The sequence below is a fragment of the Acinetobacter sp. MF4642 genome, from assembly GCF_002018925.1.
GTDB classification, from domain to species: domain Bacteria; phylum Pseudomonadota; class Gammaproteobacteria; order Pseudomonadales; family Moraxellaceae; genus Acinetobacter; species Acinetobacter johnsonii.
Genome location: NZ_MVON01000031.1, coordinates 15,922 through 37,144 on the forward strand (window position 1 = coordinate 15,922; position 21,223 = coordinate 37,144).

Below are 21,223 nucleotides of genomic sequence, written 5' to 3' on the forward strand. Positions count from 1 at the left end.
GCTATATAAATAAAGCTAGCTTTTACAGGATATGTTCAATATTTTTTTAATTAATACTGTACATACACGTTGCATATGACCTAATAACGGCTTAGTTATTACGTGCATTATTATCTTGTTGAATCAGTTCAATTTTATAGCCATCTGGATCTTCTACAAAGGCAATAACCGTTACGCCACCCTTCATTGGTCCGGCTTCACGCACGACATTACCACCGCGCGCTTTGATGTCCTCACAAGCTTTATAAGCATCATCTACAGCAATGGCAATATGACCGTAAGCATTACCTAATTCATAGCTGTCCGTATCCCAGTTATGTGTCAGCTCTAAAACCGTATGATTTTCTTCATCACCATAACCCACAAATGCCAAAGTAAAACGACCTTCTTCGTAATCACGCTTACGAAGTAAAGTCATACCAAGCACTTCAGTATAGAACGCCAAAGATTGTTCTAAATTGCCTACACGTAGCATGGTATGTAGCATGCGCATTGGATTTTCCTCATGATTTATTCTCAGCCACCAATATAGGCAAAACCGTCCTATATTTCAAACCTCAACCATAAAAAAGTAGCCACAAGAGCTACTTTTTTAATTCGAGACAAGTCGATGCTTTAACTTTGTTCAGCGGCATGCTCTCGTAGAAGTTTCGCCACCCAGACCACTAGGATTAAAATGGGAATTCCAATGAGTGTGGTCAGCAAGAAGAAATTTGGATAGCCAATATTAGACACAATTGTCCCTGAATAACCACCTAGAATTTTGGGTGTTAAAGTCATCAATGAACTAAAAATCGCATACTGAACCGCAGTAAAAGATACGCTGGTCAAACTTGATAGAAATGCAATAAATGCAGCACCAGCTAAACCTGATGCCAAGTTATCGACAATAATCGCAAAATACAGCCAGTTTGAACTATATTCTTTAATCACCTTCCCTTTAACTTCTAACTGTCCATCAACTGCTTTATTCAAATTAATCGGTTGAAGATCAACATCTAAAGTTACAGATTTTGCAGCTGCGGGATCCACCTGATAATTCAGCGCAGTGTGTTGTTGCGCACGCTCATTTTGCATCAATATGGCATTCAGCTTTTTAGAGTTTGAATCAAGAAGCAGTTGAGCAGGGATTGCCGCGCTAAACACACCTTCTTTGTCTAACTTTGCATCAAAACTTTGACCATCTAAGCTCAATTTAATACTTTGGTTTTCAGCCAGTGTTGCAAGGTATTGACCTCGTACCACGATACTTCCTTCAGACTCTCGTTGATCAATCACATTATCAGCCGTGATCGGAAGCAAGAGCAATGCCGTAGATGCACCCGGTTGACTAATATAAGGCAATGTGACCGAGACAGGCTGTGAAGTATCATTTTGAAAACTGGCCGTTGCAGTTAGACTTTGATTTGCCTGAAGCTGCTTAACAGGAACCTTAATTGTCCATGCACCTGTCTCATCCGCTTGAGTTTTGAAACTTTGCTCACCAACATTGATCACAACATCATTTAAAGGTTGTCCTGATTTGACCAAACCAATAAAAATAAGATTGGTTGAACTGGCCAAGATTGCCCCGACAAACATCAACTTCATGATGTTCATACGCTGCGCCAGTAGTCCTCCTAAAAAACCACCAACCAAACTAAAAATCACCCCATAAACTTTCACCGCTTCAGCAATCTGCTCTTTGGTAAAGTTTAAGTCTTGATAGAACACATTGGAGATCACACCTGCAATGATATCGGAAATACGGTAAAAACCAATCAACAATAGCAATACCAACGCCAATTTCACGCCATAACGCTTAAAAAAGTCAGCAACAGGATTCACCCATGTTTCATAGGCCATTTGCTTGTTCACAGCGCCCATTTTGACAAGGCTTGAACCCACCACAAATGCAACCGCACCAGAGCCAATAAAACGTAAAGCTTCAAAACAAAACAGTGCAAAACTATCTTTGATCGACCAGAGCTGAATCAACATTTCTGTGAGCTTGCCTGAATAAATATAGCTCAGTACAAAACTCACTACAGACACAAAGAAAACTGCCACTAAACGATAATAATCTACTCGTTTATATTCTTTACGTACCCGATCAACTTGTGGCTCACGTATGCATAAAGTGGTTGCGATCCCGACCAACATGACCGCCGCCATTGCCAAATACGTCCACTTCCACGCCTCATAAATATAGTTGCCCTTGGCTGTACCCAAATAAGCTGCTAAAAATAACGCACCTGCACCCGCAACGATCATGCCGATGCGGTAGCCTGCGTTATAGGTTGAAGCCAATACCGTTTGCATTTGCGTTTCTGCAAGCTCAATACGATAGGCATCAATCACAATATCTTGTGTCGCAGCAGAAAAACCTAAAAGCACAGCACCCGCAGCCATTTGGTAAAGATAGCTCTGACCAAGAGACGGATCTGAAAAAGCCATGATAGAAATGGCACAGATAATTAAGAGTTGCGCGATCAATAACCACGCACGGCGACGACCCAATAACTTGGTCAGCACCGGTACAGGTAATTCATCAACCAAAGGGGCCCAAACAAATTTGAATGAATAACCCAGAGCTGCCCAACTAAAAAAAGTCACAGCGCTCTTATCGATACCTGCCTCACCTAACCATAAAGATAAGCTCGAGAAAATTAACAGGATTGGAATACCTGCTGAGAAACCCAAAAACAGCATGATCAACGCACGGCGATCTAAAAATGCAGTAAAGGCGGATTTCCATCCTGAAGATTGTGTTGTCATTACGTTTTTGTTGTCTTAAAACCAATGCTGCTATTCAAACCCTTAATACAATTTGTTTCAACCTGATTTATAAAATCAATGTTCTATTTTTGTCGACAAACACTGCGACTTTGCTTGATCTTTTGCATTAAACCTGTATACCTTTAAGTTTCTAACGCAATCTTTAGTTTCGGATTTCAAAGTGACCCAAAAACACGATCAAATGAGCTCTTCTATATCTGTACCGCCCGCATTAAATAGTCAAGAAAATCCAGAAAACAACCTTAGTTCAGCATTTGACCAACCCGAAATTCAAACGACCTTAGCAAAGACACAACTTCAAGCAGAGCAACTGACGCACACCCCTGCTCTGGATAAGATTCCAGCCTCAACGCGTCGTATTAAACCGCTCAATAATTTTTTAGGGCAAGACCGTGCACGTGCTTCAGTTGAAGCAGGCATTTCCTTACCTTACTCTGGCTATAACATCTTTGCCGTAGGGACAGCTGGCTTGGGCAAGCGCACCATGGTCAAACGTTTACTCCAGCAACACGCCAAAAATATGCCGACACCAAACGATTGGGTTTACGTTTATAATTTTAAAAGCCCACGTCAACCGATTGCTTTAGAATTACCTGCGGGTCAGGCAGTAAAATTTCAAACCATGTTACATCAAACATGGCAAACCACTTTAAAGCAACTTGAGCGCCGCTTTACTGCTGAAACCTACCACAACCGTATAGAAGCCATTCGCCAACAAACGGGTGACGTTCAGCAGCAAGCCTTGATTGAATTGACTCAAGAAGGTGAAGAACTCGACCTCAAACTGATCTCTCGGAATGATGAGCACTGCTTTATCCCTGTCCAGTATGTAGACGATAAAGTATTAGAAATGACGCAGGCCGACATCAATGCGTTAAGCTCTAAAGAACGTTCTGAAATTAATGCCAATATACGCCACATGGATAAAAAACTTGAGCGTTTAGGCATGCATTTAGGTGACTTGGAGGAAGATGCCCGCGATAAAGTTCAAGTATTGAACCGAGATATTGCCAAGCAAGTTTTATTACCTAAAGTCGAACAGTTACTGACTAAGTTTGCTGAGGTTGAAGGCTTAAAAGACTATTTAAAATATTATGCTGAAGACATTATTAACAATGTCGAGGTGGTGCTCGAACAAGAAGAAGATGACTTTACCCCCGGCCTGTTTAGTCGTATCCCTTCGCGCTATCAAGCCAATGTGATTGTGTCGCATAAACCCAATGCTGGTGCACCGGTTATTTTTGAAGACTTCCCAACTCACTACAATTTGCTTGGCCACGTAGAGCAACTGACTCAACATGGCACCATTACTACAGATTTTACCCTAATCCGCCCAGGGACATTGCATAAAGCCAATGGTGGTTTTTTAATGTTAGAAGCAGAACAACTGCTTGAACAGCCTTATGCATGGCAAGGTCTAAAACGTGCTTTAAAATCAGGCCAATTAAAACTTTCTTCACTTGAGCATATGTTGACACTGACAGGAAGTATCTCAATTGAACCTGAGGCAATCCCGCTGAATTTGAAAGTAGTTTTACTGGCTGAGCCTGAAATTTACTATGAAATACTCGAAGTAGAGCCTGAGCTTGGCAGTGTCTTTAAAATCCGTGCCGACTTTACTGATACGTTGCAGCGTAATGAGGTGAATGAACAAGCCTATATGCAACTGATTGCAGACTATGTACAAGCCGATAAATTACTTCCTTTCGATCGATCTGCGCTTTCTGCACTTTTGACTGATTCTAGCCGTCAAGCCGAAGATCAAAGCTCCTTATCTCTACATGCCCTCACATTGGGTGATTTGATTCGTGAGGCACATCATCACGCCTTCCAATCAGGCGATAAAATGGTCTCGGATCAACACATTAATATGGCATTAGATCATCGTAAATATCGCTTAGGCTATTTACGTGAGCTCTATTGGCAGGATTTGTCACGTGGTACACAGCTCATCGAAACGCGCGGACACCGTCTCGGTCAAATTAATGCACTTTCGGTCATTCACTATGCAGATGTTGAGTTTGGCTTACCATCACGTTTAACAGCCTCTGTGTATCAAGGCGGTGGTGATATTCTGGATATTGAGCGTAGTGTCGAGCTCGGTGGCTCTCTGCATGCGAAAGGTGTGCTTCTGATGTCATCGTTCTTAAAAGCACACTTTGGTCGTGAACAAACCCTACACTTCTCTGCCGCGCTTGCTTTTGAACAAAGCTATGGTCAAGTCGATGGTGATAGCGCCACGGTTGCAGAACTCTCCGCTTTAATCTCTGCAATTAGTCAGCTACCGATTGATCAGTCTTGGGCGATTACTGGCTCAATGAACCAATTGGGTCAAGTTCAACCAATTGGTGGTGTCAATGCGAAAATTGAAGGTTTCTTTGATGCATGTAAACTTCAAGGTTTAACTGGTAAGCAAGGTGTGATTATTCCACGCCAAAATATGCAGCATTTAATGTTACGTAAAGACGTGATTGAAGCGGTTTCAAATGGCCAGTTCCACATTCATGCTATAGATACGATTGATCAAGCGCTTGAACTACTTATGGCTCGACCAGTCGGCACTTTAGACAAGAAAGGACGCTATACCAAGAAGTCCATTTATGCAGCGGTGATGGATCAGCTAGATTATTGGCAAGCCATTGAAGATGGTGCTGAGTTTGAAGAAGAGCCGAAGAAAAAGAAAAAAAAGAAGAAGGACAAAAAAAAGGCAAAAGCTGAAAAGAAGACCGTTGCAACTGAAAATGCATCGGAACACACTTCTGAAGCCATAAGCACAGTAACTACAGCGGATTAACCCTTTCCCTCAAACAAAAAAAAGCGCCTCAATGGCGCTTTTTTTACAACTGAAGATTAAGCTTCAGGTGCTGGACTATGCTGCTCAACTAAAGGTTGTAATTCACCTTTTTGGAACATGTCTAGAATAATGTCACTACCACCAATCAACTCACCGTTGATCCATAACTGTGGGAATGTAGGCCAGTTTGCAATTTGTGGTAACAAAGCACGAATATCTGGATTTTCAAGAATATTCACATAAGCAAACGGACGACCAATTTGACTAAGCGCTTCTACAGCACGTGCAGAGAAACCACATTGTGGAAACTGTGGGGTGCCTTTCATATAAAGAAGTACAGCGTGTTTTGCAATTTGGTCACGAATTAACGCTTCGGTATCGCGTGCTTGTTCAGTCATTGATCAATCCTCAACTAATCTAACCCGCATTATACCCAAAACGTAGAAAAACAGTATGCCTAAAGCAATATTTCGACTTTTATTTAGATTTAGGCTTTAAAACTACAAGCATAATTGCTTAATATTGGATTTCACTTACCCTCTAACAGATAAGAGTTAGTCATGAATAACATTACCCTTGCTCCTGTACAAACTGATCAACCCTCTCATTTGATGCCAGTATTTGGCCGTCAGCCGATCAGCTTTGTCCGAGGTCGAGGCTCTTATCTGTACACTGAGGATGGTACTGAATACTTTGATGCGCTAACGGGCATTGCAGTCTGTGGTTTAGGCCATGCTCATCCTGTCATTGCGGAAGCGATTGCAGAACAAGCGGCAACGCTCATTCATACCAGTAACTTGTTTGAAGTGCCTTGGCAAACGGCTGCAGCACAAAAACTTGCTGAAGTTGCTGGCATGGAAGAAGTGTTCTTTTCAAACAGTGGTGCAGAATCCAATGAAGGTGCAATCAAAATTGCCCGTAAATTTGGCTACATGCAAGGCATTGCCAATCCAAAAATCATTGTTGCAGAGCACTCATTCCATGGGCGTACCATGGCAACGTTATCAGCAACAGGCAACAAAAAAGTCCAAGAAGGCTTTGGCCCATTGGTTGAAGGTTTTATTCGTGTCCCATTCGGCGACATTGAAGCCATTGAAGAAGCTGCAATCAATCATCCTGACATTGTCGCAATCTTTGTCGAACCAATTCAGGGCGAAGGTGGGGTCAACACTGCTCCGCAAGGCTTTAGCTACTTGGAAGAGATTCGTCAGATCTGTAATCAGCATAACTGGCTGATGATGTTGGACGAAGTTCAAACTGGTAATGGCCGTACAGGTGAATACTTTGCCTACCAACACACCAACATCATTCCTGATGTACTTACCACTGCCAAAGGTTTAGGCAATGGCTTCCCCATTGGTGCGGTGATGACTCAAGGTCGTGGTGTAGGTGTTCTGACCGCGGGTAACCACGGTTCAACGTATAGTGGCTCAGCATTGGGTTCGCGTGTGGTATATACCATCATCGACATTATGCAAAAAGAAAACATCGTTCAAAATGTGGCTGAACAAGGTGCTTACATCGTAGAACAACTGCGTAACCAACTTGCCGATCAAAATGTGATTGTCCGTGGCTTTGGTTTGATGATTGGTGTGGAGCTACCAAAAGCATGTGGTGACTTGGTCAACATCGCTCGTGATGAATACCACACCATCATTAACGTTACTGCGGGTTCTGTGGTGCGTTTACTGCCGACCTTGAATATTACCAAAGATCAGGCGGATCAACTGATTGAACGTCTAGTGAAAATGATTAAAGCGTACTTGGCTTAAGCCAAAAAAGTCTGGTTCTAAAATTGCTTTTGGCATATTTTGGAACCAGACTTTTTGAAATGAATTGATCAACTAGAAATTAAAGTTTTGGATCACGCATTTGCACCAAGTTTGCGTTGGTTTTAGTTAAGGTTTCCATCACTTTATTCATGACTGCTGGCACTAAAGCATCTGCCATTTGCGCTGCTTGTAAGCCTAACTTCTCACCTAAAGTCGGTTTCTTACGCGTTGAGATGACATAAACATCATGATCGGTCAGCAAATTAAGCAAATAAGCATCTGAAGTTTGTAACTGATCGACCAAATTCAAATCTAAAGCATCTTGCCCATACCAATGCTCACCTGTCGCTACTTTCTCAACATTGAGTTGTGGACGGTATTTTTCAACAAAATGTTTAAACAACACATGTGTCTGTTGTAACTCTTCTTCAAACTTCGCCTTACCATCTGCTGTGTTTTCACCAAACATTGTCACTGTACGTTTATATTGTCCTGCTGTGTACAGCTCAAAATCGATATTATGTTCTTTTAGCAGACGATTAAAATTAGGAACTTGCGCGACCACACCAATTGAACCGACAACTGCAAAAGGTGCAGCAATAATCTGATTGGCGATACATGCCATCATATAACCACCACTCGCTGCAACTTTATCGACACAGATCGTGAGATTGAAACCTGCATCACGTAAACGAACCAATTGTGCAGCAGCCAAACCATAACCATGCACCATACCGCCTGGGCTTTCTAGACGTACCACAACGCGATCACGCCCTGCTTTGGCTGTCGCTAAAATCAAGGTAATTTCTTCACGTAAACTTTCTACCGATGTTGCCGCAGTATCGCCTTTAAAATCTAGAATATAAACTTTTTGATTGGCCTTTTTACGATGACGTGACTCTTTCGCTAACTGCTGAGTCAGTTGCAGTAACTCTAGTTTAGAGGCTGTTGTTTGCGCTATTTTTTTACGTTGTTCATTAATACGCGCATTTAAATGTGTAATTCGAATTTCAGCGGGAAGTTTCGGTAAATGAAATAACATAGAAATTATATTCTCTAAAATAATACGTCGGTATATGACCTAGATTAGGTCAATGGCATTTTTTTTCAATAGCCATTTTTTGTTTTATTCTGTAATGCGTTATCTTTCACATTTAATCATTTATAAGATGAGTCAATATCTCAGACAGCACATCTTCGCATCTATTGTCCAATATGACTGCAATACACAATGCCCATTATCATGGCTATTTAATCACCAAACCAAATGCTCGCTCATAAAAAACAGAGCACTTAGGCTCTGTTTTTTCAAATATTTCAAGTTGTGCGTATTAACCGAAACGACCTGTAATATAGGCTTCAGTTAACTGATGATCTGGCTGAGTGAAGACTTTCTCGGTTGAGTTCACTTCAATCAAGTCACCTAAATGGAAGTAAGCGGTACGGTCTGATACACGTGCAGCCTGTTGCATTGAGTGCGTTACAATCGCAATCGTATACTGCGTTGAAAGCTCAGAAATAAGCTCTTCCACTTTCGCTGTTGCGATCGGGTCAAGCGCTGAACATGGCTCATCCATCAGAATCACTTCTGGACTTACCGCAATGGTACGTGCAATACATAAACGCTGCTGCTGACCACCCGACAAGCCCGTGCCTGGTTGGTTTAAACGGTCTTTGACTTCGTCCCAAAGGCCCGCTTTACGTAAGCTGTTTTCTACAATTTCTTCTAAGTCATACTTATCACGCGCCAAACCATGCAGTTTAGGGCCATAAGCCACGTTATCAAAAATTGACTTTGGGAATGGGTTTGGTTTCTGAAATACCATACCTACTTGAGCGCGAAGCAGTACCACATCTAGGTTTGGATCATAAATATCTTGATTATCCAACATCACTTTACCCGTCACACGACAGCTATCAATGGTGTCGTTCATACGGTTCAAAGTACGTAAGAAGGTCGATTTACCGCAGCCCGATGGCCCAATAAATGCAATCACTTCATTTTCGTAGATATTCAGATCAATCCCTTTAATCGCTTCAGCTTCGCCATAGTAAACATGTACATCTGAAGTGCTGAGTTTGACTTGTCCTTGTGCCTGATCTTTCTTAGCAGAAGTCTGTGTATCAAACTGCGACACAAAAGAAGTACCCTGCTGACCTGAGGTCGTATTCGGGTTTGTAAATTGAGTGTGTTCTTGATTCACTGTTTGATCCTGATCTAAGGAATTTTTAACAACGGTATTCATATTTTGCCCTCACTTACCAACGGACTTCAAATTTCTTACGTAACCAAATTGCAATACTGTTGAGTCCAATCATCATTGCAAGCAGAACAATAATCGCAGCCGCTGTACGTCCTTCGAAGAAGTTACGCAGCTCATTACCTTGCCACAAGAAAATCTGTACAGGTAAAGCACTCGATTGATCAAATGGAGTTGTAGGTACACTTGCAACAAATGCACTCATACCAATTAATAACAGCGGTGCAGTCTCACCTAATGCTTGTGCTACACCAATAATTGCACCCGTTAGAATCCCTGGTAGTGCAAGTGGTAAAACGTGATGGAATACGGTTTGTACACGTGAAGCACCTAGCCCTAAAGCGGCCTGACGAATTGAAGGTGGTACAGCTTTCAACGATGCACGTGTCGTAATAATCACCGTTGGTAAAGTCATTAAGCTCAGTACCAAACCACCGACCAATGGCGCAGAAAGCGGTAAATGCATCCACCCAATAAAGATCGCAGCACCGAGCAAACCAAAGACAATTGATGGTACAGCCGCAAGGTTATTAATGTTGACTTCAATGACATCAGTGATCCAGTTTTTAGGCGCAAATTCTTCAAGATAAATTGCAGATGCCACACCAATTGGAATCGAAATAATGATCACGATCAGCATCATGAACAGCGACCCCATGAATGCCCCTGCTAAACCTGAAGTTGCAGGAGAACTACGAGAGTCTGGACTGACGAAGATGTTGGTATTGAAAGTATTTTCCATTACCCCTGAAGCTTTCATTTCATCGGCAAGTTGACGAACTTCTGGGCTCAACTGTTGCTGTTCATCAGGCAAACTACGGTCAATATTTCCTGCGAGCCACACATCAACGTTTGCATCGGCAAGCACTTTAATGTCTTCTTTCTTACCGACCAATGATGGATCTTTCATCACCATATCACGTAAGCGATATGCTTCAGAACTAGTGTACAAAGAAGCCAAATCATCGCGTTTAGAAGCAAGTGCTGGATCTTTTGCAATCATGGCATTCACGATTAAAGCATCCCAATCCACCATGCCCATTTCAGTTTGCCAAGCAATAAAACGCTCCTCAAACTGTGCTGGAGATTCGCCTGAACGCTGTACAGGTTTTGCACCTGTCGTAATAATGGCAGGGTCAAAGTACACGGGTAAACTCATGCTACTTTGCCAAAAAGCAGGTAAGCCTTTCGATAAAATACTGCCAAAAAGTAGCGCGACAAAGAATAAACCTGCAATCACTGCTGAGAAACCAAAGAAACGAAAGGTTTTTTCTTTACGGTGACGTTTTGCCAATGAATTACTGATCGTTTGCTTACGCTTTTCTCGTAATTCTGCCGCAAGTTGTGGATCAAATACTTGATCTGCTGTGCTATTAGAAGTCGTCATTAGTCGTATTGCTCACGATATTTACGCACGATGTACAGTGCAACAATGTTCAAACCAAGCGTAATCACAAAGAGTGTCAGACCCAATGCAAATGCCACCAAAGCTTGTGGGCTTGCAAAGTCAGTATCACCTGTCAATTGGTTTACGATGGTAATGGTCACAGTTGAAATAGCTTCAAGTGGATTGGCATGCAGTAAAGGACTGTTCCCTGCTGCAAGCACCACAATCATGGTCTCACCGATGGCACGTGATGCTGCAAGCAAGAACGCACCGATAATGCCCGGAAGTGCTGCTGGTATCACCACCTGACGAATGGTTTCAGACTTTGTCGCACCTAAACCTAATGAGCCATCACGTAATGCACGTGGCACCTGCGTGATAATGTCATCAGACAGCGATGAAACGAAAGGAATAATCATGATACCCATGACGAAACCAGCAGTGAGTGCACTGGTTGCGTTGATGTGTAAACCAACGGATTCACCAAGCATTTTAAAGAATGGGCCAATGATCATCAGTGCAAATACACCGTAAACAATGGTTGGAATCCCTGCGAGCACTTCAATGGTTGGTTTTGCCCATGAGCGGAAACCAGAAGATGCATATTCAGCAAGATAGATTGCGATCATTAAACCCACAGGGACTGCAACTAAGAGTGCAATACCACTGACCATTAAGGTGCCCCAAAGTAGCGGAAGCAAACCATAGCTGCCGTCTGCACTACCTGAAGTACTAAAGCCAGGGTTCCATTCTGTGCCGAAGAAAAAGTCGAGTGGACTCACAAAGTGGAAGAATCGCATCGCCTCGCTGAACATCGACATCACGATACCAATCGTAGTTAGAATCGCGACACCAGAACAGAGGGCAAGTGCAACATTGATGGTTTTTTCAACTTGGTTACGAGCACGGAACTGAGTTGCAATGCGCTTTTTCGCAGCGACTAAACCTGCCAACGCCGCACAAATCACAACTGCAATTTTTGCAAATGTACCAATGCTTTGAAACTTCGCCAGTTGCTCCGCTGCAGCAAGCTCATACGGGGCTGGTGTATCTGTTACACCAAAACCTGAGGCAATCGCTTCCACACGGTTGATCAACACATCTGTACTAGCAGCATCTAAAGTTGCAGCGACCTGTGCTGGCACGTGATTTAACACCACATGATTCAAAACATTTGGTTCAACAATATTCCAAACAATCAAAATTAAAAAAGCAGGGATACCACACCACAAAGCCACTAACGCACCGTAATACCCCGGACGTGAGTGTAATTTTGCAGAATTATTTCCCTTACCTGCTAAGTTACGGCTCTGACTTAAGCCCATTTGATAGGCTATGGCGATCAGTGCCAATAACACACCTATAAGTAGCAGATTCATGTATTCTCCACGGTTCTTTCAATTTTCATTATTTGAAAAAACTTAATCCTAGTAAAAAACGTCAAAGGTAGGACTTGCCTACCGTTGACTGTTTCTACACTTAATTATTTAACCGCTTTGCCTGCTTTGAAGTTCGCAAGAACTGCTGCACGCTCTTTGTCTGACATTGAGATCAAACCAGCACGCTCAAGCTTAGAACCTTTACCTGATACTTTCTTGCTGATGAAGTATTCAGTATATTCTTTTAAGCCTTTGATTGATTTCAAGTGCTCGCCTTTTACGTAGAAGAATAATGGGCGAGAAACTGGGTACGAACCATTCAAAATCGTCTTTTCAGATGGTGCAACATTGTTCACTGTCGCTACGCGTAACTTGTCACGGTTTTGGTCATAGAAACCTAAACCAAACACACCCACTGCGCTAGGCGACGTTTTTAAGCGCGCTAAAGTTTCAGTGTAGTCACCCGCAATCTCAATCACTTTGCCGTCTTTACGGAAAGTTGAACATGCTTTCTTTTGTGCATCTTTATCCATTGCTTTGATTGCTGCATAAGTTTCACAGCCTGCATCAACCATTTTTTCTTGGAACACTTCACGTGTACCGTGGTTTGATGCTGGAATCACTAAAGTGATTGGTTCGTTTGGAAGGCTTTTGTCAATTTGGTTCCAACGTGTATATGGGTTTGCAACCATTTTACCGTTAGATGGTAACTGCGCTGCTAAAGCTGCATAGACGTGCTGTGGACGTAATTTGTATGCTGCTTTGCTTGCATTTGAAGCGAACACAATACCGTCATAACCAATTTTGATTTCGATCACTTGGTTCACACCAGCTTTCTTACAAGCAGCTAATTCTGTATCTTTAATTTTACGAGATGCGTTTGCGATATCAATTGTGTTATCGCCCACACCATTACAGAACTGTTTTAAGCCACCTGAAGAACCGCCAGAACCAACAACGGGTGCTTTAAATTGTGGAAAGGTATTGCCAAACTCTTCAGCAACAATACTTGCATACGGTAAAACTGTTGAAGAACCCGCAATTTGGATTGTGTCACGAGCTGCGTTTGCCGTGGTTGCTACAGCTGCCCCAGAAACTACTACTGCAAGTGCGATATGGTTTAAGCGCATATTTGTTATCTCACATATTAAACATTTTGGAGTACGCCACTTTTTATTCAGTCTTGTACTTTTTTGGATAACTGCATTTTGATTTCAGAATATGACAAGCAAGTTACAGCATTGTGACACTTTCATGATGTTTATTTTTATTTGTCCATGATTCGTTACACTTTGTTCAATTTCACCCAGTTTAAACACCTAAAGAATTTTCCTTATTTTGATATAACACGAGTACGTAGTTCATTTTACATCAACATCTTTTACGCTTTTATAAAAAATAAAACACATTTAGAATCAATACATAAAGCAAAAAAGAACTCCATAGACTTTGATTTCTTTAACATTGAATAGCCCTTCTAATCTATAAAAATTTGCGTATACCCATATGCAGAATCCATATAAATTTTCGCCATTTGTCAGAATTTCATAACCTATAAATGACAAATGAGTGGTGTCATATTTAGAAAATTGAGCGTCATTTAGGTCTTAATTTTTACCTTTTATCCCTTATTTATTACTGAAAAATAGCATGCTCATCTCAAATACGAGAGCAAATTTATGACTTTTAGACTCAGGTACTTTTCTTATTTTTAGAAATATTTGTCCGAATAATGGGTATTTCTGACGACACTGCTTTATCTTTTTTCTAAAAGATAGCTCAAAGAAGGAGATTTTGGGTTTCTCCTCCCCTTACTGCCGCCTTAACCATTCATTTTTCGTAAGAAGCATGGTAAGTCATATCAGTGCGACATTTCCCATGACAGCTAGTAAAACACGTTTATTTACCCCAATTTTCCGGGATTATGACAAGGACTTACCTGTCGTGCAGGTCATACCTTTAACTTGAAAATTCGTGAAGGAAATCAAAAACCCGAATATTTAGCTTTAGTCTTAAGCATTAAAGCTCATTTTCCTGAAAATCATAGTTCAAGCAGATATCGAAAACTACTTCATAGAAAAATAAAGCATCTCCAACATAGTTAAAATTAGATGCTTAGCCAATAGATGTTATCCATTTTAATATTTACAACACATAAAAAAAGGAGCTGATATCAGCTCCTTTTTTAACACAAACAATCGATTAAGCAATTGCAGGTGTATAGGTTCCATCTGCGATTGGACCTTTGATACGATCCGCTTCTGCAAGGACAAGACCAAGCAGGTTCTTCACGTTATCTAAAGTCGCAACTGGACTTAAAGTCGTCATTTTCAATGATTGATTTTGACCTACTTTAGTTACGCCAATATTCGCTTCACCACGTGCAAACAATTCATCTGCAACGTTTTGGTTTAAGGTATCAAGCAATTCTACTGGATAGCCTTCTGGAACCACACGGAACAATACAGATGCAAATTGTGGATCAACCAACATCTCTAAACCGGCAGTTGCATTGATATAATCAGCAACGTCACGAGTTAAAGTAACGCCGTGGTCAATCATAGAACCATACAGTTCTTCACCAAGCGCTTCAACAGTCATCCAAAGCTTCAACGCGTCAAAACGACGTGTGGTTTGAAGTGACTTAGACACGAGGTTAGGCACGCCATGCTCTTCGTCATAAGCAGAGTTTAAATACTCAGCTTCATAGTGCATGAAACGATAGTTCGCCTCGTCTTTTAGTAAGAACGCACCACAAGAGATGGTTTGGAAGTAATGCTTATGGAAATCCAGCGTAATTGAGTCAGAAAGCTCAATACCATCCAACATATCGCGATGATTGTTCGATAGGATTAAAGCACCACCCCACGCCGCATCGATGTGCATCCACGCGCCATATTTGTTGGTGATTTCACGAATTTGCTTCAGTGGATCAATTGCACCTGCATCGGTCGTACCCGCAGTTGCAACTACACATGCCACGATTTTACCTTCAGCTTGAAGGTGAGCCATGGTTTTTTCAAGTGCATCCACATCCATCTGCGCGTTCTCGTTCACAGGAACGGTTACGACTGATTGGAAGCCCATGCCCATCATCGCCATGTTCTTTTGCACAGAGAAGTGTGCATTTTCAGAACAAATGACTTTGACGTTGCGCATCGCATCGCCTGGCACGCCATCACGCTGTACAGACCACGGATTACCGTTTTCATCTTTCCAGTTTTTCGCAATACATGCATCACGTGCAAGCAGTACACCCATCAAGTTTGACTGTGTACCACCAGAAGTGAACACACCAGCTTGACCTGCACCATAACCCACTTTTTGACGAAGCCAATCGATCAACTGAACTTCCATCAATGAACCTGCAGGACTTTGGTCCCACGAATCCATCGATTGATTCGTTGCATTAATCAGCACTTCAGCAATTTGACTGGTCACCATAGTTGGGCAGTGCAAATGCGCGAGCGAGTGCGGATGATGGACTTTTAAGCTTTTGTTTAAGAAAAGCTCAACCATACGTTCAAGTGACTTTTGTACACCCAAACCTTCTTTAGAAGGATTAAATGCAATCGCACTGCGTAGCTCTTTAATGCTACCGCCTGTGTACATTTTGTCGTTTTGCAACCATGCTGCAACTGCTTTAGTCGCTTGGTCCATTGCTGACGAGTAGTCAGCAATAGATGCAGCATCATTGCAGAGTAACGCCTTACGGTGTTCTGCAAAATCAACCATGATTACGCGCCTCGAGTTGCAACAAGTGCTTCAGCAATTGCTTTCTTAAAGCGAACAATTACTTCTTCACATTCAGCTTGAGTGATAATAAGTGGGCAAAGTAAACGAATCACTGTACCGTTACGACCGCCTTTTTCTAACAATAACTTGTTGTTAAAGCATGCCGCTTGAATCGCTGCTGCCAGTTGACCATCTGCAGGTAAAGACCCCATATGATCCGCTGGTTTACGCTCATCAACAATTTCAACACCAATCATCAAACCACGACCACGCACGTTACCGATACATGGGAACTCTTGAGCAAGCTTTTTAAATTCAGCTTGTAAGAAATCACCACGTTCTTGTGCATTTTGCGCAAGGTTTTGTTCTTTGATGGTTTTGATCGTTGCAAGACCAGTACCCATTGCCAATTGGTTACCACGGAAAGTACCCGTGTGGCCTGCTGGCTGCCAAGCATCAAACTTACGTTTAATGCCCAATACAGCAAGCGGTAAGCTACCACCAACGGCTTTAGACATGACAACAACGTCAGGTTCAATACCCGCATGTTCAAATGCGAACATTTTGCCTGAACGTGCAAAGCCTGCTTGAACTTCGTCAAGAATCAACACAATGTTGTGCTTTTCAGTCACTTCGCGGATTTTTTTCAACCATTTGGTTGGCGCTGTTACCACACCGCCTTCACCTTGAATTGCTTCAAGAATAACAGCAGCTGGCTTGGTTACACCACTTTCAACATCTTCAATGAAGTTTTCAAAGAAATAAGTCAAAGCATCCACACCCGCTTCACCACCTAAACCAAGTGGGCAACGGTATTCATGCGGATACGGCATAAATTGAACGCCTGGCATTAAACCATTTACAGCATTTTTCGCAGACAGGTTACCTGTCATTGCAAGAGCGCCGTGCGTCATACCATGGTAACCACCAGAGAAACTAATCACTGTGCTACGACCGGTATACGTCTTCGCTAATTTAATTGCTGCTTCCGTGCCATCTGCACCAGATGGACCACAGAACTGTAGACAATACTCTTCCTTACCGCCTGGTAATTGTTCAAGTAATGCTTCAGTAAATGCATCTTTTAAAGGTGTCGTTAAATCCAAAGTATGTAAAGGAAGACCACTTGCAAGTGTATCTTGAATACTTTGAATTACCGCAGGATGATTATGGCCCAAAGCCAATGTTCCTGCCCCAGCTAAACAATCGAGGTACTCTGTACCTTCAACATCAGTAACCCAGCAGCCTAATGCTTTGGCTATCGCTAACGGTAATTTCCGTGGATAGCTACGAACATTGGATTCCATCTGACTTTGGCGAGTCAAATAGTATTCGTTAGTAGTATTAGTGGCAGGGTTTACAGAAGAAACGCTCATATCGAATTACCATCTCTGATATGGGTTGAAAGAAATAAGTCGGGTGACTTTTGGTCCTTTGACTCGGCGCTTTATAAATCTAGTCAGATAGCGTTTGGATACTTCATAACTAGGAGGCGGATGATACAGAAATTTTCAATAAAATAAACAGCTTTTGGACATTATCTGCCAGAAATTTACTAAAAAAATATATCATGCCAAACCATAGCTTAAATTATCCTCTTATAGTGTGACAACGTAAAGAAAAGCCGATGAATTTATTTATTTTTCAACTTCGCCACAAAAATTCAAAATACTCACCTTGGTTGAAAAATAAGTTTTTGAAATAAATAGATTTATCTAGGTTTTTCTGAAAAATATTTTATACCTTTTTTTTACAATCGAACCACAATATTTTCGCAAATTCACCACAAATTGGCTTTAAGCTTTTTACAAATGTTGCAAAACTCCTCCTAAATAAAAAAGGAATAAAAATGCGTCAATTCTTCATCCCAGCAATCGCGCTTAGTGCTTTATTTAGCTCAGCAGTTTTTGCTCAGTCTGAGAACCAATTGAACTACAATATTGTCAATGTTCAGGCCGAGGCAACACGCCAAGTATCTAATGATTTAATGAATGCAACACTTTACATTGAACGTAGTAACAAACAACCTGCCGAACTCGCTACACAAATTACGCAGCTGATGAATCAAGCCACAGCTTTAGCTCGTAAATATCCAAGCGTAAAAGTCGAAACAGGTTCTCAAACCACCTACCCAATTTACAACGATGACAACCAAAAGTTAAAAGAATGGCGTGGTCGTGCTGAAATTAATTTAGAAAGTACCGACTTTAAAGCGGCGAGCCAGTTGATTGGTGAACTACAGCAGAACTTCCAAACGCAGTCAATCGGCTTTAGTGTGTCCGACACACAACGTAAGAAAGTGGAAAATGAGCTGATTGTTGAAGCATCGAAAAACTTTCAACAGCGTGCACAATCATTAGCACAAGCATGGAGTAAGTCAGGTTATAACTTGGTTAACTTAAACATTAATACCAGCAACTACTACCCTCGCCCAGTCATGATGCGTGCAGAAAGTGCAAAATTTGCAGCAGCTGATGCACCAATGCAAGATGTAGCTGGCGGTGAATCTAAAATCACTGTGAATGCAAATGGTACTGTTCAACTTAAATAACAGATTTCATTCAAATTCATCTAAAAAGCCATGTTAAACATGGCTTTTTTATTGTGTGATCCATTAAGAAGACTTTAATTCGCCTATTAATTTTAGCGTTTTAATTGCAATAAGTGATAATGGTTATTATTTAATTTCATCAAAGTTCAGCATATGATAGCCGCGCTATTTATTATGGATTGCGCACAAAAGAATGATTTCATCACGTCTTCATCTGCAGGATCGCAGATTATTTAAAGCCAAACAACTCAGTATTGCGATTGGGCTTTCTATGAGCTGTTTGACCTATGCACAAGCAGAAGAACTCACGGAAGCAACGAGCAGCAATGTACTTCCGACTATCAAACTTGAAGCACAAGGCAACTGGTTAGAAGATGCCAATGCAGAGAAAGTGCAAAAGCATGCAGGCGCTCGTACGATTATTACTCGCAATCGCTTAGATGAAGTTGCTGCGACTTCAATTAAAGATGCCCTGAAGCAAGTACCTGGTGTTCAAGTCCAAGAAAATAATGGTACTGGTGGTAGTGATGTTTCACTCAATATTGGGGTCCGTGGTTTAGCCTCTCGTTTATCTCCTCGCTCTACAGTACTGCTTGATGGTGTCCCGCTATCATTTGCACCTTATGGACAACCTCAGCTTTCTCTAGCACCGGTATCCTTAGGCAATATTGAATCTGTGGATGTGGTTCGTGGTGCAGGTTCTGTACGTTTTGGACCGCAGAACGTTGGCGGTATCATTAATTTTGCAACTCGCGCGATTCCTCAAGAGTTTGCAGGTAATGTCAGCCTAACGACCGAATATGCTTCGGGTACAGATCAAGTTAAATACAGCCCGAACCTATTTGTAGGCGGAACCTTAGATAATGGTTTAGGCCTTGCTCTGCTTTATTCGGGCACAAAAGGTGATGGCTACCGTGAAGCCAATAATAAAACTGACATTGATGATGTCATGTTAAAAACGGCCTATCAAATTACAGATGCGGATGCGATTGCCTTAAACCTACATCACTATGAAGGTTATGGTGAAATGCCTGAAGGCTTAACTGCCGAAAAATATGCACAAAACCCTTATCAGTCAAATAAGTCACGTAATTATTTCTCTGGTCGCCGCTCAGATGTGTCATTCCGCTATACACATCAAGATGAAAAAACAACTTTGAATTGCTGACCTATTATATTGACTCATTTCGCACGAGTGACTTAGAGACAGATGTTAGTGCAACGACTTCGCGTATGGATACCTCTCCACGCGACTATAAAGTTTTTGCCATTGAACCGCGCTGGTCTCGTGCATACCAATTAGGTAACTCAAATAGCGAATTTACTATCGGCTATCGTTATTTAGATGAAGATAGTTCTGAGTTCTCAGGTCGCTCATCGACATATGCATTGAATGCACCTGTCACCGAAATTAAAGCACGTACCACGAGTGAAGGTGGCACTAAAGCACATGCGATTTATGCAGATAACCGCTTCGATTTAGGTAACTGGGTCATCACACCGGGACTACGTTTTGAATCAATTGAAACACATAACAATTTTACTGCCTATAACCAAGGCGTAGCAGTTAATACCGTTTCACCCCAAATTGATTCAGATGAGTTTTTACCCAGCCTATCGGTTATGTATAAAGCGACAGACAATTGGAACATTTTTGCCAATGTGGGCGTTTCATTCGGCCCACAGCAATATAACCAATTGGCACGTTTAGAAGGTGGTGTTGCACAAAGCACAACTGATGGCTTGCACCCTGAAAAGTCCAACAACTATGAAATTGGGACGAAGTATTTAGGCAATGGTCTAAATGCAGAATTAACCGCGTTTTATTTAGATTTCGACAAAGAACTCAGCTTAGTACCTAGTGCTCAAAATAGTAATATTTGGACGGATCTTGGAGCAACTAGTCATAAAGGTGTAGAACTTGGTCTAGCATATGACTTCAGCTATCTAAGCGATGCACTAGAGGGCTTAAAACTCTATAGCAACTATACATTCACCAAAGCCGTGGCTGAAGCTGGAGAATTTGAAGGTAAAGATCTTCCGTTCTACTCACGCCACACAGCCAATGTGGGTTTAGGCTATAAAGTGAATCAATGGAGCGTCAATGCCGATATGTTTGCACAATCTAAACAACACTCTCCAAATAATCCAGATACCTCACTACCTGCAGGATATTACCAGACAGAAGAAACGGTCGATGGTAAATATGGAGACATCTCAGGTTACTCTACCTTTGCGGTGCGTACAGCCTATGACTTTGGTGAGCAATTCCACGGTTTAAAAGTTGCGGGTGGCGTTAAAAACGTGTTTGATAAACAATATTTCACACGTTCTACTGACTCAACAGGCGGAAAATATGTAGGGCAACCACGTACCTTCTACCTTCAAACGTCATTTGATTTTTAAAACTGAAAGCCAATTAGTTCAACTACATTGAACTAGGGCTTGTTGAGAATTAACAAAGGCTACTGATTAATTTATAATAGTACTATGGATAGATACATACTTACTGATGCCCAATGGGCAAAAATGGAACCTTTTTGCCTAGGTAAAGTGACCGATCGAG

General features: G+C 41.7%; 13 protein-coding genes and 1 pseudogene. 4 read left to right on the forward strand and 10 right to left on the reverse strand.

All coding sequences use genetic code 11. The features are described 5' to 3' along the window. Positions 1-91: 91 nt before the first annotated feature. Entirely contained in the window at positions 92-493 is a 402-nt protein-coding gene (gene gloA / locus MF4642_RS13735; protein WP_058869446.1) for a lactoylglutathione lyase, read from the reverse strand. A gap of 122 nt (positions 494-615) precedes the next feature. Beyond that, entirely contained in the window at positions 616-2,757 is a 2,142-nt protein-coding gene (locus tag MF4642_RS13740; protein ID WP_078426572.1) for an AmpG family muropeptide MFS transporter, read from the reverse strand. Between the two features lie 181 nt (positions 2,758-2,938). Between MF4642_RS13740 and MF4642_RS13745 the strand changes: the two genes are divergently transcribed. Further along, positions 2,939-5,572 (forward strand): Lon protease family protein, encoded by a 2,634-nt coding sequence (locus MF4642_RS13745; RefSeq protein ID WP_078426573.1) that lies wholly within the window; start codon positions 2,939-2,941, stop codon positions 5,570-5,572. A 56-nt stretch (positions 5,573-5,628) separates the two neighbouring features. Here the strand turns inward: MF4642_RS13745 and grxD are convergent, their stop codons facing one another. After that, entirely contained in the window at positions 5,629-5,970 is a 342-nt protein-coding gene (gene grxD, locus MF4642_RS13750) for a Grx4 family monothiol glutaredoxin (protein ID WP_004693588.1), read from the reverse strand. Positions 5,971-6,132: 162 nt separating this feature from the next. On the opposite strand from grxD, the gene MF4642_RS13755 reads away from it, so the two are divergent. After that, entirely contained in the window at positions 6,133-7,344 is a 1,212-nt protein-coding gene (locus tag MF4642_RS13755) for an aspartate aminotransferase family protein (RefSeq protein ID WP_078426574.1), read from the forward strand. 79 nt (positions 7,345-7,423) lie between these two features. Here MF4642_RS13755 and sohB read toward each other — a convergent pair whose 3' ends face one another. The 7 genes from sohB to MF4642_RS13790 all read right to left on the reverse strand — a co-directional run bounded on the left by sohB (position 7,424) and on the right by MF4642_RS13790 (position 17,482). Next, positions 7,424-8,395, reverse strand: coding sequence for a protease SohB (gene sohB, locus MF4642_RS13760; RefSeq protein ID WP_319823140.1), 972 nt, complete (start codon positions 8,393-8,395; stop codon positions 7,424-7,426). 280 nt (positions 8,396-8,675) lie between these two features. Further along, on the reverse strand, positions 8,676-9,590 hold the full coding sequence (gene pstB, locus MF4642_RS13765; RefSeq protein WP_004693593.1) for a phosphate ABC transporter ATP-binding protein PstB: 915 nt from the start codon (positions 9,588-9,590) through the stop codon (positions 8,676-8,678). Positions 9,591-9,603: 13 nt separating this feature from the next. Next, positions 9,604-10,992: a phosphate ABC transporter permease PstA gene (pstA, locus tag MF4642_RS13770; RefSeq protein WP_005399666.1), complete on the reverse strand. Its 1,389-nt coding sequence runs from the start codon at positions 10,990-10,992 to the stop codon at positions 9,604-9,606. Continuing rightward, complete coding sequence (gene pstC, locus MF4642_RS13775) at positions 10,992-12,371, reverse strand: phosphate ABC transporter permease subunit PstC (protein WP_078426576.1); 1,380 nt, start codon at positions 12,369-12,371, stop codon at positions 10,992-10,994. Before pstC ends, pstA begins: the two co-directional genes overlap by 1 nt. Positions 12,372-12,475: 104 nt before the next feature. Continuing rightward, entirely contained in the window at positions 12,476-13,501 is a 1,026-nt protein-coding gene (locus MF4642_RS13780; RefSeq protein WP_004693599.1) for a substrate-binding domain-containing protein, read from the reverse strand. Positions 13,502-14,573: 1,072 nt separating this feature from the next. Further along, positions 14,574-16,106, reverse strand: a complete 1,533-nt coding sequence (locus tag MF4642_RS13785; protein WP_004980354.1) for a pyridoxal phosphate-dependent decarboxylase family protein — start codon at positions 16,104-16,106, stop codon at positions 14,574-14,576. Positions 16,107-16,108: 2 nt separating this feature from the next. Next, complete coding sequence (locus MF4642_RS13790) at positions 16,109-17,482, reverse strand: diaminobutyrate--2-oxoglutarate transaminase (RefSeq protein ID WP_078426577.1); 1,374 nt, start codon at positions 17,480-17,482, stop codon at positions 16,109-16,111. Between the two features lie 473 nt (positions 17,483-17,955). Here MF4642_RS13790 and MF4642_RS13795 point away from each other — a divergent pair, with 473 nt between their 5' ends. Both MF4642_RS13795 and MF4642_RS13800 read left to right on the forward strand, forming a co-directional pair. Further along, positions 17,956-18,657, forward strand: coding sequence for an SIMPL domain-containing protein (locus tag MF4642_RS13795; RefSeq protein ID WP_004693610.1), 702 nt, complete (start codon positions 17,956-17,958; stop codon positions 18,655-18,657). Positions 18,658-18,850: 193 nt separating this feature from the next. After that, positions 18,851-21,063, forward strand: a pseudogene (locus MF4642_RS13800) (TonB-dependent receptor family protein). Positions 21,064-21,223 lie beyond the last annotated feature (160 nt).